19 protein-coding genes and 1 pseudogene are annotated in these 14,970 nt (G+C 64.5%); 10 read left to right on the top strand and 10 right to left on the bottom strand.

Annotated features, from left to right (window positions below; translation table 11 throughout):
- Positions 1–67 precede the first annotated feature (67 nt).
- The 4 genes from NV2_RS30070 to NV2_RS30055 form a co-directional block, all read right to left on the bottom strand.
- Positions 68–805 (bottom strand): dienelactone hydrolase family protein, encoded by a 738-nt coding sequence (locus NV2_RS30070; RefSeq protein WP_067882202.1) that lies wholly within the window; start codon positions 803–805, stop codon positions 68–70.
- Positions 806–997: 192 nt separating this feature from the next.
- On the bottom strand, positions 998–1,381 hold the full coding sequence (locus tag NV2_RS30065; RefSeq protein WP_067882198.1) for a hypothetical protein: 384 nt from the start codon (positions 1,379–1,381) through the stop codon (positions 998–1,000).
- Between the two features lie 366 nt (positions 1,382–1,747).
- Positions 1,748–1,981, bottom strand: coding sequence for a hypothetical protein (locus NV2_RS30060; RefSeq protein WP_067882195.1), 234 nt, complete (start codon positions 1,979–1,981; stop codon positions 1,748–1,750).
- Positions 1,981–2,487 (bottom strand): hypothetical protein, encoded by a 507-nt coding sequence (locus tag NV2_RS30055; protein ID WP_067882192.1) that lies wholly within the window; start codon positions 2,485–2,487, stop codon positions 1,981–1,983. The genes NV2_RS30060 and NV2_RS30055 overlap by 1 nt, the downstream gene beginning before the upstream one ends.
- Positions 2,488–3,339: 852 nt before the next feature.
- On the opposite strand from NV2_RS30055, the gene NV2_RS30050 reads away from it, so the two are divergent.
- From NV2_RS30050 to NV2_RS30040, 3 genes are all read left to right on the top strand, one after another.
- Entirely contained in the window at positions 3,340–4,209 is an 870-nt protein-coding gene (locus NV2_RS30050) for a helix-turn-helix domain-containing protein (RefSeq protein ID WP_067882188.1), read from the top strand.
- Positions 4,206–4,562: a DUF397 domain-containing protein gene (locus NV2_RS32560; protein WP_067882186.1), complete on the top strand. Its 357-nt coding sequence runs from the start codon at positions 4,206–4,208 to the stop codon at positions 4,560–4,562. Before NV2_RS30050 ends, NV2_RS32560 begins: the two co-directional genes overlap by 4 nt.
- A 264-nt stretch (positions 4,563–4,826) precedes the next feature.
- Entirely contained in the window at positions 4,827–5,618 is a 792-nt protein-coding gene (locus NV2_RS30040) for an aminoglycoside adenylyltransferase domain-containing protein (RefSeq protein ID WP_067882212.1), read from the top strand.
- Positions 5,619–5,644: 26 nt separating this feature from the next.
- On the opposite strand, the gene NV2_RS30035 is transcribed toward NV2_RS30040, so the two are convergent.
- Entirely contained in the window at positions 5,645–6,208 is a 564-nt protein-coding gene (locus tag NV2_RS30035; RefSeq protein WP_067882183.1) for a DinB family protein, read from the bottom strand.
- Positions 6,209–6,369: 161 nt separating this feature from the next.
- The gene (locus NV2_RS30030; protein ID WP_067882180.1) at positions 6,370–7,362 is read right to left on the bottom strand and encodes a PhnD/SsuA/transferrin family substrate-binding protein; all 993 of its coding nucleotides are present in this window, start codon (positions 7,360–7,362) and stop codon (positions 6,370–6,372) included.
- Between the two features lie 122 nt (positions 7,363–7,484).
- Between NV2_RS30030 and NV2_RS30025 the strand changes: the two genes are divergently transcribed.
- Complete coding sequence (locus NV2_RS30025) at positions 7,485–8,123, top strand: TetR/AcrR family transcriptional regulator (RefSeq protein WP_067882178.1); 639 nt, start codon at positions 7,485–7,487, stop codon at positions 8,121–8,123.
- Positions 8,113–8,244 carry a hypothetical protein gene (locus NV2_RS32775; RefSeq protein ID WP_281198572.1) on the top strand — a complete coding sequence of 44 codons (132 nt, stop codon included), beginning with the start codon at positions 8,113–8,115 and terminating at the stop codon, positions 8,242–8,244. The genes NV2_RS30025 and NV2_RS32775 overlap by 11 nt, the downstream gene beginning before the upstream one ends.
- Before the next feature lie 413 nt (positions 8,245–8,657).
- Here the strand turns inward: NV2_RS32775 and NV2_RS30020 are convergent, their stop codons facing one another.
- The gene (locus NV2_RS30020) at positions 8,658–9,743 is read right to left on the bottom strand and encodes an epoxide hydrolase family protein (RefSeq protein ID WP_067882175.1); all 1,086 of its coding nucleotides are present in this window, start codon (positions 9,741–9,743) and stop codon (positions 8,658–8,660) included.
- Positions 9,744–9,828: 85 nt separating this feature from the next.
- Here NV2_RS30020 and NV2_RS30015 point away from each other — a divergent pair, with 85 nt between their 5' ends.
- Positions 9,829–10,476 (top strand): TetR/AcrR family transcriptional regulator, encoded by a 648-nt coding sequence (locus NV2_RS30015; RefSeq protein ID WP_067882172.1) that lies wholly within the window; start codon positions 9,829–9,831, stop codon positions 10,474–10,476.
- A 162-nt stretch (positions 10,477–10,638) separates the two neighbouring features.
- Here NV2_RS30015 and NV2_RS30010 read toward each other — a convergent pair whose 3' ends face one another.
- On the bottom strand, positions 10,639–10,989 hold the full coding sequence (locus NV2_RS30010; protein WP_067882169.1) for a MerR family transcriptional regulator: 351 nt from the start codon (positions 10,987–10,989) through the stop codon (positions 10,639–10,641).
- Positions 10,990–11,044: 55 nt separating this feature from the next.
- Between NV2_RS30010 and NV2_RS30005 the strand changes: the two genes are divergently transcribed.
- Entirely contained in the window at positions 11,045–11,647 is a 603-nt protein-coding gene (locus NV2_RS30005; RefSeq protein ID WP_067882166.1) for an RBBP9/YdeN family alpha/beta hydrolase, read from the top strand.
- Positions 11,644–12,011: pseudogene (locus NV2_RS32555) on the top strand (helix-turn-helix domain-containing protein); the annotation flags it as partial. The gene NV2_RS30005 and the pseudogene NV2_RS32555, both read left to right, overlap by 4 nt.
- Before the next feature lie 351 nt (positions 12,012–12,362).
- Here the strand turns inward: NV2_RS32555 and NV2_RS32550 are convergent.
- Positions 12,363–12,677: a DUF1330 domain-containing protein gene (locus NV2_RS32550; protein WP_067882208.1), complete on the bottom strand. Its 315-nt coding sequence runs from the start codon at positions 12,675–12,677 to the stop codon at positions 12,363–12,365.
- 100 nt (positions 12,678–12,777) lie between these two features.
- Here NV2_RS32550 and NV2_RS29995 point away from each other — a divergent pair, with 100 nt between their 5' ends.
- Complete coding sequence (locus NV2_RS29995; protein WP_245662838.1) at positions 12,778–13,557, top strand: TetR/AcrR family transcriptional regulator; 780 nt, start codon at positions 12,778–12,780, stop codon at positions 13,555–13,557.
- 284 nt (positions 13,558–13,841) lie between these two features.
- Here the strand turns inward: NV2_RS29995 and NV2_RS29990 are convergent, their stop codons facing one another.
- The gene (locus NV2_RS29990) at positions 13,842–14,501 is read right to left on the bottom strand and encodes an alpha/beta fold hydrolase (RefSeq protein ID WP_067882205.1); all 660 of its coding nucleotides are present in this window, start codon (positions 14,499–14,501) and stop codon (positions 13,842–13,844) included.
- An 87-nt stretch (positions 14,502–14,588) separates the two neighbouring features.
- On the opposite strand from NV2_RS29990, the gene NV2_RS29985 reads away from it, so the two are divergent.
- Entirely contained in the window at positions 14,589–14,783 is a 195-nt protein-coding gene (locus NV2_RS29985; RefSeq protein WP_157103159.1) for a hypothetical protein, read from the top strand.
- Positions 14,784–14,970: the final 187 nt, after the last annotated feature.

Below are 14,970 nucleotides of genomic sequence, written 5' to 3'. Positions count from 1 at the left end.
AAGCCATCTGCCGCAGGATTACCGTTCATCCTGGATTGCTCTGAAACTCGGTCTCGCCCTGACTGGCCTACCCCGCCGGCCCCAACTCCCCCCGAAGGCATTCGGCGAGCAGTCCGACGACGTCGCACCAGGCTCGTTGCGCGTGCCGTGGGTGGTAGCCGACGCCGGGGACCGTGGGGTGGTCGACCGGCGGGTGGTGGAAGGCGTGCAAGGCACCGCCGTAGACCACGAGGCGCCAGTCGATGCCCGCGGCCTGCATCTCGGCGGTGAACGCCTCCCGTTGCGCGGGCGGCATGATCGGGTCTTCCGACCCCACCCCCGCCCACACCGGGCAGCGAATGCGCGCCGCCTCGCCAGGTCGGCCCGTGGTCAGCCCGTTGACTGTTCCGATCGCACGGAGGTCGACGCCGGCGCGTCCTAGTTCCAGCGCGATTGCGCCCCCGGTGCCGTAGCCGACGGCGGCGATCCGGTCGGGGTCGGTCCGCGGTTCGGCGAGCAACACGTCGAGGGCCGCGTGGCCGATGTCCCGCATCCGGTCGGGGTCTGCGAGTAGCGGCATGCAACGGGCCAGCATTTCCTCGGGGTCGCCCAGATAGCGCCCACCGTGGATGTCGAAAGCCAGTGCTATGTATCCGAGCTCGGCGAGAGAATTGGCGCGGCGGCGCTCGACGTCGCTGAGCCCCATGCCCTCTGGTCCGACCAGGACCGCGGGCCGGCGGTCGATCCCGGCCGGGAGCGCGAGGTGCCCGATCATCGTCAAGCCGTCGGCCGGGTACTCGACCGTGCGCGTCGTAACCGTCGTCATGAGACTGGACCGTAGTGATGGTCGAGACCGCCCGGGCCGGTGTTCACTGCTGGCAAAACACCTCGGGCGTTCTGTGCGGCCCGGTGATTGCCCCACCCCGCGACCCTCCGAACCGTGGGGTGACAGGTTTTGTTTCGCGGCAGTCGATCTCGCGCCCTGGCCGGCGGATATGCGGCAGGAGCGGTAGGGGGTTCAGCTGCCCGCGCTGCCGCTGGAAGGTCGCGCCCTGCGCAGTTCGCAGGCCAGCCGGTCGGCGCCCGGGCGGTCCTCGCCGGAACGGGCGCATCCCTGTGAGGTGTAGCCCTGCCGGTCGTAGCCCCACCTGTCGTAACCCCGGCGGTCGTAACCGAAGCGGTCGTAACCCCACCGGTCATAGCCCCAGACATCGAAGCCGTCCGGGCCGTAGGCGTCCTCCGGCTCAACAGGTTTCGGAAATGACGGTGTCGTCACAGGTGGTTCGGTCGTCACCGGCGGAACACTGGTGACCGGTGGTGTGGTCGTTACGGGCGGCACGGTGGTGACAGGCGGCACGGTCGTCACCGGCGGCACCGTGGTGACAGGTGGCGCGGTGGTCATGGTCGGCACCGTCGTTACGGGCGCGGTAGTAGCCGGGGGGCTATCAGGGGTCGCGAATGCCGGTACGACCAGCGCGGCCGGTGCGAGTACCGCTGTCCCGGCGACTGCGGCCAGCAGGGCCGCCTGCCGAATGGTGCGCGGACTTCGTCTCCAATGAGACATCGTTGACCTCCAACTCGAGATAAGCGCGCACGCCGCGCCCGAGTTCCCTATCGGCAAAATGTCCACATCTGCTACACAGCAGAGTGTTTCGCTTCTCCAACTGTGAAGAGGGGATCCGCTCAACGCGCAGATGGCCGAATCCCACTCACCGTTCAACCAGCCGCCGGTCCGGCCAATACCGCCAGCGTGCAAGGGGTTCTGGGGTTACTGCGGCCCGGTGATTGCGTGCAGTCGTGCCAGCACGAGCTCGCGGTTCAGTTCCGTTTCGGTGCGGGCGGGCCACTGCGTTTCGAGTTGGCGGCAGTAGCTTTCGTATGCCAGTCGTCGTTGGATGGTGATGACGGTCGGTTTGTCTTCGTGTGGTGGCCACCAGCAGGCGAAGCCGATGATGATTCCGCAGCAGAAGGTCATGATCGTGATGGTGAGTGCGAAGGTCATCAGTCCACCTCGTCGTGTGCGGAGAGGGCGGCTCCTGCGGCGAGGCGTGCTCGGCAGTCGGGGAGGCAGTCGCGGTGGGTATGCCACAGGCGGCTGGCACAGTCGTGTTCCAGTTGGGTGGGGTCCCAGGTGCAGTCGTGCAACGAGACCGATTGGACGGGAAAAGGTTCCGGGGAGCCGACCCGCCACAGCCTGGGCGGCGCGAGGGTGGCCAGGTCGAAGCTGTCGCTGACGAGTTCGGGCCGTCCGTCGAGGTGGTCTGTGTCGACGGTGATGATCGCGGCGGCATCCATGCTTGCGGCGATTCCGAGTGTGTAACCGACCGGATCACGAGTGCCCTGCGGCGGGCGGACGGTGTAGATCCAGCGGTACCCGAGAAGCTCTGCGTGGCACTGGATGCCGAGTGCGTGTGTCGCGGTCTCCGCGCGGGAAAGTTCGGGCCGAACCAGCCCGACGGCTCCGGGCCGCGAGTCGCTCGGTGTGGTGTCGAGCGGCGATTCGAGCATGTCTATCGTCTCCGTCTCTTGGTTCGGTTTTTCGGAATCCGCGACGGCCACAACACGATCGCGGCGTACACCCCGGTGGCGAGTACGAGGCAGATCAGTAGCAGGGTGATTACGGGACTATCCACAGTCGTTCACAGGGCAGACGCCCGTACCTGGCGTCCGGAGCCGCGAACTCGATTGCCCCGCAACGGCCGTAGCGTTTCCAGTGGTCGGCGAAGCGCCGTGCCGCTGATTCGCAGGCTACGTATCGGAATGGGTACGGGCTCCGCTCGGTGAGATAGATCGATACCGTTACATCCCGCTCGTGCGGGGCAGGTGAGACGGGCTGCCCTACAGGCGGTGTCGTGCCGCGTACTGACTTTCCCGGCCACGACCCTGTGGCTGAAGCTCGTATTTTTGCTGGCCTGCCTGGTAGATCGCCCATCGCACAGCTCCATTGCTCGAACTCGAAGTTCCTGACCGTCAACGTCTTGCGAATCCATGAGGTGGTCAAGCGTCGGTCCGGTCGGGTGTGCGCAAATCTCGGTTCGCAGCCGGCCGGTCAGCAGCCATCCCTGAGAGACCGATATCGGATGGGTTGCTGGCGTTGCTCTTACTTGGTGCGCTAGCCCCTGTATGTCCAAAGTTGCTTTGTGCCAATGGGGTTGGACACATCGGGGGCGCTGACCTCAGTGGTGGCGGTACAGGGCAACGCGCTTGAACAATAAGTCATATTAGCTTCAACAGTCAACCTGGATGTGTAAGTCTAGATGGAAGTGGGATGTTAATTAACATCTGATTCCGCAAGCTGCGTGCAGGTGAACGTGTATCGTCTGTCGTCGAGCCGCTCATCGGGAACTGGGGAGGACAGACATGGCACCGGTGTCACCGACCGTCGCGCGCTGGGAGTTGTTCGAGCGACTGCGACGTAGGCAGACCGACCTGGGGTTGAGCGGCCCCAAGATCGCCAAGCAGCTCGGTTATGCGCCGAACTACTGGTACAAGATCGAACGAGACCGCATGGTGCTGCCTGAAGAGAAGCATCTGGCATTGCTCGACATGATCGAAGTCGATGACGAGGAGCGTGAGAGGCTGATCGAGCTACGTGCACAGGCGAAGGCTCGTGGCTGGTGGGACGAGTACGCGGGGTTGTTCACTGCCCAGCAATCCCGGTTGTGGGGGCTCGAATACGGGGCCGAGGAGATCTGTTCGTTCGAGTCGCTGTTGATCCCTGGTCTGCTGCAAACCGAGGACTACGCCCGCAGCCTCATCGCTGGTGATCAAGTCATCGTCCGGCGGCCGGAAGTGCGGCGGAGGGTGCAAACACGGATGAAGCGGCAAGAGCGTCTCGGTGGTGACGATCCGGTCCGGCTGAACGTAGTGATCTCCGAAGCGGCGCTACATCAGCAGATCGGAGGCGAGGATGTTCTTCGCGCGCAATTGGAGCATCTAGTCGAGCTCATCACGACCCACGATGGGATCGAGGTGTTGGTCCTTCCGTACTCGAGTCTCACTGGGGCGGCTCGAGGTGGGGGAGCATTTCACATCCTCGACTTCCCCGGTGACCAAGTGTCGCCCTTGGGCTGGCACGAATCAGCCGTCGTCGCGGAGGTGATCGAGGACCCGATGACGATTGAGACCCTTGCTGCGACCTTCGGGTCTGTCGCCCAGGCGTCGCTTTCGCCGGAAGAGTCTCTTGCTCGGATCCGCGACATCGCCAGACACGTAGGATCGTCCGTATGAGCAGCACCTCTCGCCGCAACTGGTTCAAGTCTTCATTCTCCGACTCCTCGAATAACTGCGTAGAAGTAGCGTTCGACGGCGATGTGGTGCTTGTTCGCGACGACAAATATGACGGTCCCCCCGACCTGCAGCCCACCGTTGCTGTCCCAGCCGCCGCATGGCCGATGTTCCTCGAATCCGCCCTCGGTGCCGAGATCCAGGGCGGCAGTATCGCGGTTCCCGACATCGCGACCGCGGCCGCCGGTGCGGTCGTCCGCGATGCTGTCGGTACCGCCTTGGAGTTCACTGCTGCTGAGTGGGCCGCTTTCGTCGCGGGCGTCCGCGCCGGTGAGTTCACGTTGACCTCGGTCTGACCCCGGATCGGGATAGCGGTAGGGCTCGAGCTTCACGAGTCGTGGGATTCGCTGGGCTTCGGCCTACCCCCGCGGACATAAGAACATTCGAGAGGGGCTCCGCCTATGCGGAGCCCCTCTCGTCTTGTCTGTTAATGCGCAGGTCAGGTCGATGTGCCGATACAACGGCCGCCATCCGGCGAGGGCATACACCTGCTATACGATCGGAGCGCCGGTGCGGGCGGTGTCTTCGAGTTCGTCTGGGTGACGCACCATACTGGCCGGATGGATGCCGAAACCGAGCCGTTTCGTGCCGTTCCCGCCGAGCTCCGGCCCTACCTGACCGAGCTCGTACGCCGCACACGCGCGGTGTGCGGTCCCAGCCTGACCGCAGTGGTCGCGGTCGGTTCCCTTGCGCTCGGCGACTACCGACACCGCCGCAGTGACATCGACGTCACGGTCGTCGTAGAGGACTCGCTTCCGGCCGCGGCCCTTCGGGAATTGGCCGACGCCCTCGATCACCGGCAGCTGCCGTGCCCGGCGGCGGGCCTGGAACTGGTTGTCTACGCGGCGGACTTCGCCCGTGCCCCGTCCGGAGAGGCCGGCTACCTGCTGGATCTCAACACCGGCGCTCAGCTGCCGGGAAAGACAGCCTGCGACACCGCCGGGGGACCGTCGTTCTGGTACGTCATCGACCGCTCCGTGGCTCATCAGGCCGGGATTACGCTGTACGGACCGCCCGCATCGGAGGTGATCGCGGCGCCCCGGCCGACTCAGCTGCACGCGGCGATCCGGGCTTCGGTGCGTGAGCACGGCGACGGTGCGGGGCATCTCGCCGACAACCGGGTCCTCAACGGCTGCCGCTCCGTGGTCTACTGCCGCACCGGGCGTTGGTTCGCCAAACGCGAAGCGGCCGAACAGGTCGCCGCCGCGGAGGAGGAATTCCGTCCGCTGATCGAGGCCGCGATCCGCAGCTTCGAACGTCCGCGCGCCGAGGCGTTGTCTCTGCCCGGTGCGGAGGTCCGGTCGTTCCTCAGCTGGGTGCGAACCCGCGTCGACGAGAACGATCAACCCTGAACTTCGGCTGGTGACACGATCATTCACTAGTGGTTGCCAGGCGGACCGCTGGAAGCGCGCTGCAGGCGGAGTTGGCCAATTTCCGCGGCGTTCTTCATCAGCTCGGCGTTCACCCAGGCAACCATGTGGGCCATCGTGTGCTGAGGCTCGTTCTGCCACGGGAACGGGGCAGGGGACTCCAAGTCGGGGCCGGTGAACCGGTCGAGAGCCTCCAACCAGTCCGCGCGTAGACCACGCAGCCACTCGACGGTCGGTGCCCCCGCACCGGGCCAGGTGATGTCCCCACGCTCCCGAGGCGCTCTGCCGTGGGCGTGGTCGATGGTCACACCCCACCACCAGCCGATATGCCAGCTCAGCCAGCCGATAGTCGGTACCGGAACGGGTTCGGGTTCAGTTTCCGCCCAGTCCGGCACCCACGTCCCGTGTTCGGCTCGGTGCATCGTCCAGCAGTTTGTCGCCGGCTCCCACAGGAAGTCGTCGGATTCGAGCCTGTCCAGGTGGTACTCGAACAGGGACCAAGTCAGGTCGAACTGCCAGCGCAGCAGGTCGAGTGTGTACCGCGGGGATTCTTCGTTTCGAAAAGCAGACACCGGCAGACTCTTACACGCCATCGATGCCGGTGGGAAACGATTATTCGAGACGCAGAATGGTCATGACTGTCGACGATCCAGCAGCTCGATGGTTGAGCAAATCGTGCCCACGCGCAGTGCCGGCTCGGTCATTCGGTGGATCCGTTCTCCCGCAGCGTGTTTCACTCGATTCCGGGGACGAAGATGTCCTCGGACGTGAGCAGCCGCCGCGACAGTCCCTGCTCGTGGTGGTAGCGCAGGAAGGTGTCGACGGCCTTGCGGTTGGCGTCGAGGCCGTAGGGCCACCAATCCTCGCCGAGCAGCGCACGGTTCTCGGCGAACAGCTCGCTGAACCAAGGAGTGATTACCGACATGTGCTGTTTCGCCGCGCCCGCCCGGTACTGTTGCTGCACTACGGTTTTCGCCTGGTCGAAGGCGCGGTAGACCGCCCGCGCCAGCTCGCGTTCTGCTGCCAGTTCGCGGCGGATCGCGACGACATGCATCATCGGATGAATGCCGGTGCGGCGGTAGTAGTCTCGCTCGACCGATTCGTAGTCGGTGAACAGCCGCCGAATCTTCTTCGTCGAGCCGTCGATCAGGGCGGCCGGGACGTCGACCGACAGCAGCGCGTCGATCTCACCCGTTTCGAGCATCGCGGCCAGGGTTCGCCCCTCCTCGGCGCGGCGAACCTCAACGCCGGCCGGTACGGGCTGCGGGATCCAGTCGAAAGCCGGGATCGGGTGGTCGGTACCACCGATCACCCAACGCATCCGGTCCGGCGTGACGCCGTACTCCTCGGCCAGGACGCCCTTCATCCATACTCCGGGATCACTGCCCCACAGCGCGAACTCCCCGACCGTCTTGCCCGCGAGATCCTCCGGCTTCTCGATTCCGCTGTCGGCGTTGACGAACAACGCCGAGTGCCGGAAGTTGCGGTTGGGGAATATCGGCAGGGCCAGGAACGGTGAATCGTCCAGGTCGAACGTGCGCAGAAAGTAGGTCAGCCCGAACTCGGCAATGTCGAGTTCACCGTTCGCCATGCGCTGGAACACATCCGAGATCAGCGGCGATGTGTGCAGCGTGACCTCCGCACCGTCGATCGAGATCCGCCCGTCGAACAGCGGCTCGGTGTGCTCGTACCGGTACACGCCCACATCCAGCTTCGAATCGCTCATGACTGATCCTCCTTCTCCTTCGAAGGCCATTTCGGTGAACGGTCTTTCACTTTTAGAATGACGAAACACCTCGTGCCCGTCAAGGCGAATGACCATTCATTTTCAGGAAGGATGCGCGACCCATGCCCCGTATCACTGCCGAACATCGGGAGGCGAACCGAGCTCGAATCGTGGCGGCGGCTCGTCGCTGCTTCTCCCGTGACGGGTTTCATCAGACGTCGATGCCCGACATCGCGGCCGAGGCTGGGCTGTCGGTCGGGGCTCCTTACCGCTACTTCGGCGGGAAAGAGGAAATCATCCTCGAGATCGCCGGCGACGCCTTCCGGGTGATGTTTGCCCCGGTCGAACGGCTTGCCGACGACGTCGACGTTACGGTCGCCGATCTGGTCGCGGCAGCCGTCACCCCGGTGAGCGGCACCTTCGCCGTCGATGCGGCGGACCGGGCCGTGCCCGTCGAGGAACTCCTGCGTTGCGCCATCCAGGCGTGGGGTGAACTGCTGCGAAACGAAGGGCTGCAGCGGCAGGCTGCCGCGGGCTTCGAGCACGTTCGTGAACGCATCGCCGACGCGCTCCGCAACGGACGGCGAACGGGCAGTGTTCCAGCCGAACTGGATCCCGATCGCGGAGCCCGTGTGGTCATGGCCTTGCTGCATGGGTTCGTGCTGCAACACGCAGCGTTCGGGCCCGTCGACACAGCCGACTTCACAGCTGATGTCCGGATCATGCTCAACGACGCCGGACTGCTCGGACGTGATCGATGATCACAGGCGATCGACAGTCGATGAGTTCCTGAGCAGGGTTTCGACCGCGGTAGCCGTCAACGAGATGACCGAGGCCGCGGAGGTCGCCAAGGCCACTCTGTTCTCGTACTTCCCCCAGTAAGGAGCAGCTCGTACTGGAGGGTGTGGGTGAGCACGATCTGGCCGGCATCGTGGCTGGGCGCCGACCGGATGAGTCACCACTCCACGCGCTGCGGGCCCAGGTCCGGGTCGCTGGACAACTCAGCAGAAACCTGACCGGTGCTTCTGCACTGGCAATCAGGTCCGTCAGTCCTTCCGCGTACGGTCCCCGAAACGAAGTGGCGTCCACCGTGTGAAGGAGCGATGTGAACGACGGCTGCGTGGTTGTGGCTGACCGGGCGGAGTTGCCGATGCTGCCAGACCAGTGGAACGCGGTGTTCCGGCGGGCGAATCTGCGTTGCGAGAGGGCTCTGCTGACCGGTGCCGAGCGGGAGGTGCCGCGAGTGGCCGAGATACGCGGCAGGGCTCCCTACGCGACGGTTGGTACTGAAGGGATCAGCGGTATTGCGCGAAGAATTCGGTGATCTCACCGGACATCAGCGCGGGCGCGACGTGGTGCAGGTAGTGGGTGTACACGTCGTGGGTCTTCCAGGAGACGATGTTGGCGTGATCGCGGTCGGCGAACCGGCGGATCCCATGGAAGTCACCGTTGGATCCCGAGAGTCCCAGCGGCACCGTGGTCGGCTCGGTCGGCTGCTCCGCCCTGGCCTTCTCGAAGTAGTGCCGGATCGCGGAACCCGCAGTGCCGGTGAGCCAATGGATCGCGATGTTGGTCAATACGAACTCGTCGTCCAGATCCGCTCCGAGCAGCTGGCTGTTCCAGCCGACCAGACCGGTCGGCGAATCCATCAGCGCGTGCGCCAGCGTCTGAGGCTGCTGCGATTGCAGAATGTTGAAGCCCATCTTGTTCTTGACGAACCAATCCAACGTGGCCAGCGACTGCTGCTCGTCCGCGGTGAGGTCGGCCAGTTCCGACGGATCACCCGACGGGAACGAATACACCTGCGACACCTGCACCGCAACAACGCTTTCCGACGCTACTCGACCGAGTTCGGGTGAGATCTGCGCCCCACCGTCATTGCCGACCACACCGTAGCGGACATACCCCAGCCGCCGCATCAGTTCGGCCCACGCTGTGGCGATGCGCTGATCGTTCCACCCGGACTCGGTGGTCGGCCCGGAGAACCCGTACCCGGGAACCGACGGGATCACCAGATCGAATCCGGCCGCGGTCAACGGCTCCACGACACCGAGGAATTCGACGAACGTACCCGGCCACCCGTGGGTCATTATCAGCGGAAAGCTGTTGTCCTGCTGCGACTTCACGTGCAGGAAGTGAACGTTCTGCCCATCGATCTCGGTGGTGAACTGTGGGTACGTATTCAGCTTCGCCTCGACCTTGCGCCAGTCGAACCCGTCGCGCCAATAGTTCACCAGGTGCCGCACACGATCGACGCTCACCCCGTAGGTGTCGTCGGACCCCGGGATCTGATCCGCCCAGCGGGTGCGGGCCAGCCGGTCCTGTAGGTCGTCGAGCGCGGCCTGGTCGATGCTGATCGTGAAAGGCGTGATTGCGGTCATTGCTACTCCTCGTGAAACGGAATGTTTCGTTCTGTTTGAACAGTAACAGAACGGAACACTCCGTTTCAAGTGCTAACCTGAACTCATGCCGAAAACATCCGATACCCCAGCTCAGAAGGGTCTGCCCGGTCGCAAGGCCCAGGCTGCCCGCAACGACGAGCTCATCCTGGAGGCTGCCCGTGCAGTCTTCCTGGCCGACGCCAACGCCCCCATCGCCGCCGTCGCCGAACGCGCGGGCGTCGGAATCAGTGCCCTCTACCGCCGCTATCCCAGCAAGGAAGTTCTGCTGCGCACCCTCTGTCACGAGGGCCTACGCCGCTACAATGCCGAAGCCGATACCGCACTGGAGGATTCGGACGGCTGGGACGGGCTGGTCGGCTTCCTGGAACGAGTGGTGGACGCCGACGTGCACTCGCTGACCGTGCATCTCGCGGGCACCTTCACCCCGGACGAGTCGATGCTCCCGGACATCATGTATTCGGGTGAGGTCACCGAGGAACTGGTCCGGCGGGCACACGAAACGGGCCACCTGCGCAAGGACGCCACCGCCAACGATCTCGGTCTCGTCCTGGAGTCGTGCGCGGCCATCGCCATGCCCGATCAGAGCCGAACCGCGCGGCTGCGCAGGCGGGTGCTGGCCATGCTGATCACGGGACTGTCGGGAAAAGGTGACCTGCCCGGTCCGCCACCGGAGCCGGGTGAATTCGCGTGGCGCTGGCAACCGCGCAAGTAGGACGCCGGAACAACCGACTGGGCGAGCATCATGTGAAAGAGGTGGTCCCTGCCCTCCACACTCTCGGTCATGTACCGGGGCCAAGATTGATAGGTCGCAGCCGACTGCGCTGGGATGTGTTTGGGGACGCCACGTCGAACCGTGCGCCAGCATGTCCCGTCTCTAGTGAGCGGAGGCGAGTGCCGAAAGTCGCTGCCGCGTCTCCCTGAGCGACGCTTGCTTGGCGTCAAGGCGTCGCGCCAGTGCATCCAGCTCGGCCCGAAGGTCGGGGCACATCTCAAGGGACAGACCGTGCTCGCCCGAACGAGCGCAATCGAGGTAACGGCGGATGGTTTCGGTCCGGAGGCCTGCTGCGATCATCGTCTTGATCTGGGCCACACGCGCGAAGTCGGAATCGGTGTAGGCCCGGTAGCCGTTGCGGTCGCGCTCGGGGACCAGCAGCATGCAGTCTTCATAGTGGCGCAGCGCTCGTGCTGTCACCCCGGTCAGCTCGGCGAGCTTGCTGATACGCACGGGTCCTCCTGCGATTTGACCTTCACGCTGGCGTGAAGCCTTACCGTCCAGCGCCATGACACTGAACGCAACCCGGCAGCGGGCCACGATCATCCACGGCTACTCCGCAACACCTGAGGACCATTGGTTCGGATGGCTGGCCGCGCAGCTCGACGCGCGTGGCATTCCTACGACCGTTCCTGTCCTTCCGAATCCGGAGGCGCCTGACCCTGATCGCTGGCTGGCAGCCGTGGCAGCCAGCGCCGGTACGCCGGATGAGGGTTCGACCCTGGTGGCGCACAGCCTCGGCTGCCTCACCGCGTTGCGCCATCTCTGCTCCTTGGCGGGTCCGTGGCGTCTTGGTGCGCTCGTTCTCGTCTCAGGATTCGTCGACACGCTGCCGGCCCTCCCGACGCTGGACGCTTACATCCGCAAGCCGCTGGATCTGGCCGAGATCCGCAACCACGTCGACAGACTCACCCTGATCCGGTCGGACGCGGACCCTTACGTACCACCGAGCCACACCGACCGCCTTGCCGATCTCCTGGGGACATCAGCCCAGGTCATTCCCGGAGCCGGCCACTTCCTCGCGTCCGACGGTGTGACGTCGCTCCCCGCGGCCCTCGCGGCGATCGCAGAGCCCCGAAGGATCGACGGAGAACGGACGAGAACGAGATGACACACCGCAACGCGCCACTCTCTCTCCCGAGGGGCGACGTCGACTGGTGGAGCGCTGCAAGTCACGCCCTATCGCTCACGTCGCCGCGGAGATGGGCATCTCGCGGGCGACGGCTTCGAAGTGGGTTCACCGCTACCGCCGGTACGGCGACCTGGGTCTGCAGGACCGCTCCTCAGCACCACACCACCACCCCTCCGCGATTCTTGCAGACGTAGTGAGCCGGATTGAGAACATGCGACGCGAGAACAAGTGGTCTGCCGCTCGGATCACCCATGAGCTGGCATCTGAAGGGACCGAGATCTCCCGCCGCACCGTCACTCGGCACCTCGCCGAACTCGGGCTCAGCCGGCGAAAGTTCATTAACTACCATCAGATCCGGCCAAGCTCCCTCGGCAAGCGATCATGCCAGGCGGGGTACGACAAACCAGGGCCACCGAGAGGCAACCAATCCACTTATCAAACATGGCTAGTGGCAATGCCGCTCGATTCGGGGTGCTGGGCATGGTGTCAACTGTCGAGGACATGGACGGTGATGGTGGTTCGGTGGTGGTGCGCTCGATGTTGTCTTTTGGCGCGGTGTTTGGAGATCGCGCCTTCGAGCACACGGGGCAGGGCCGGCCGTGGTGGGCCGCGAGCCGGTTCACGGACCGACGGTGAGAACATCGGAGTGTCGGCTTTCCCAGCGGCGCTCTCGGTCTCGGTACGGAGAGGGCGATCAGGCCGGGAGAGAGAAGCCTTCGGGCGGCGAGCCTTCGACGAACAGCATCTGCACGCGGGCTTTGCCTTCTCTTATCTGCCGGGCTTGTCGGTACTCGGGGGATTCGTACCATTGGTGAACCCGATCCATGTCGGGGAATTCGATGACCAGGATTCGGGGTGAGTCCCAGGTGCCTTCGACAGGTTCGGGTGCGGGGCCAGCGACCAGGTAGCGACCGCCGTGGCCCAGGATCGACTTCTGGGCTACAGGGGCGTAGGCCAAGCCCGCCTCTTCGTCGAGTACCTCGACATTGACGATGACGTAAGCGGGCATCTGATCCTCAATCTTGGACACGGCGTGTAGTAATTGCACACATAAGAGTATTGAAACGCTGTATCCTGTCAAGATGGGCGAGGTTGGTAAGGAGTTCGGTGTGAGCGTGCCGAGTCGCAGGGAGCGGCTGCGCGCGGAGACAAGTCGGGAGATCATGGCGATCGCGCTACAGCAGATGGCTGATGCAGGGCCCGGGTCGATTTCGCTGCGCGGCATCGCCCGTGGGATGGGAATGACTCCCCGCGCCATATACAGCTATTTCCCCACCCGAGACGACCTGATCACAGCGCTGATCAGCGGAATCGGCACATCGCTGGCTGAGGTGTTGGAGGCTGCTGTCGACGCAGTGCCCGACACCGACCCCGGCGGCAGGCTGGTGGCGTGGGGTCAGGGCCTGAGGGAATGGGCGCTGGCTCACCCGCAAAGTTTCCGGCTCTTCTACGGGCACCCGGTTCCTGGGTATCAGCCGCCTGAGGATGGGCCGGTGGACCGGACTGCGCGCCGCGTGTGTCGGGGGCTGACCCGCTTGGTGGCCGACGCATGGCTCGATGCTCACAGTGGTCAGGTCGAGCAGAACTCCTGGTCCGATCTGCAGCCGGATTATGCCGCGAAGATTCGGCAAGACCTCCCGGACGTACCGGCCGGCGCGGCGGTGCTCGCGCTGCGCGTGTGGGGTCGGATGCACGGCTGGGTGGCCCTGGAGGTCGACGGTCATATCACCCCCGTCGCACGCAACTCCGCGGCACTGCACCACGCCGAAATGATCGACCTGGTCAGATCACTCGGACTGCCCTGCCTCGACCCGGAACGACCGCCGACCGTCCGGGACACGCACACCGATCACGCGATCGTAGAGCGCGGCGACCCACTGGGCCGATAGTCACTGACACCTGCATCCAAGGTTGACCTTGGGGCAACAACCCCTCTACCAGCAGTTCCGCTGTCCTACTTCACAACCCACCCCGTCACACCAGCTAACTCACTTGACGCAACCCCACCCGGCCGCACTGAGCGGGATTGTTACCGGTGGTTGCCAGGCAAACCGCTGGAAGCTCGCTGAAGGCGGGTTTGGCCAATTTTCCGTGACGTTCTTCAGACATCGGCAGACAAACTCTTACACGCCGTCGATGCCGGTGGGAAACGATTATTCGAGCTTCGGAATGCTCAACGGCTGAGCAAGTAGTCGACAACCGCCCCTGGGTTCGACAGGGCAACGAGGTGACCACCGGGGACGACATCGATTTCGAGTCCGAGCCGCTCGCGTGCGATGCGTTGCTGCAGTGCGACCGGGAAGAAGCGATCATCACCACCGGCAAGGACATGGATCGGCACCTGCGGCCACGCGTCGAAGGGGCATGGTTCGCCGAAGGCCCGATCGGTTTCGTCGCGTTGGTGCGGCTCTCCTTCGAGCGCAATCTCCGGCGGTACGTCGTGGAGAAAGTATGTCTGCAGGTCGAATTCGCGGCTGTAGCCGTTGGCGGCGGCGGCGTTGCGGGCCTCGGCTGATCTGACGTTGCCCCACCACTGTCCTGCGGTTTCACCGGGCATGGGAATCATTGCGTTGACGAATACCAGCCGAGTCGGGGTGATCTGTTCGCACACCGGTGCCGCAGTGAACCCGCCGAGTGACTGGGCCACGATCACATCGCCGTCGGCCGCGTGCTCGAGCACGGTATCGCGGTATTCGGCAAGTCCCGAGTCCTCGTCGTCACCAGGCAGGTCAACCGCAATTGCGCGATGGCCCGCGCTGGTCAGACCGGCCGCGACGCGGCTCCAGTACCACCCGTCCCCGCCGGCGCCAGGGATCAGGACAAATCTGCGCATCTTCGTGGTCACACCGAAACAGACGACGCACGGCCGCTGAATTCATCGCTGTGTGCAGACGTCTGCGGCGCGGGTTTCGTGCTTCCCATGGGGCCGGTGATCGTGGTGGTGATCGCGTTACTGCTTCTTGCCGCGTTCTTCGTGGCATCCGTCGTCGCTCCAGCGGTGCGCACGGCACACTCCAGCGACGATGCCGGCAAACGACAGGCGGCGTTGGAAGTCCTCGAGACGATGTTCAGGTGGCGCCGCACTACTCACCGGAACGGCGAGAAGGAGCAGTGAACGAACAAACACCAGTCCGTCATGCGGGAGTTGTCGCCCCGCGCGGGAAATTGACACCGAAATGTTATGCCAGAGCGGTGGACTACCGGTGTGCAGGTTCGGGTGCGTCTTGTTCAACGTAGTTAGGGTTGCGGATGATCGGAATCGCTGACGGGCCAGTCCACCGGTTCTGAGGTTCACCCCGGGG

The sequence above is a fragment of the Nocardia vermiculata NBRC 100427 genome (assembly GCF_001613265.1).
GTDB classification, from domain to species: Bacteria; Actinomycetota; Actinomycetes; order Mycobacteriales; family Mycobacteriaceae; genus Nocardia; species Nocardia vermiculata.
Note: the sequence above shows the minus strand (reverse complement) of the source record. Positions and strands in the feature narration are given on the sequence as shown.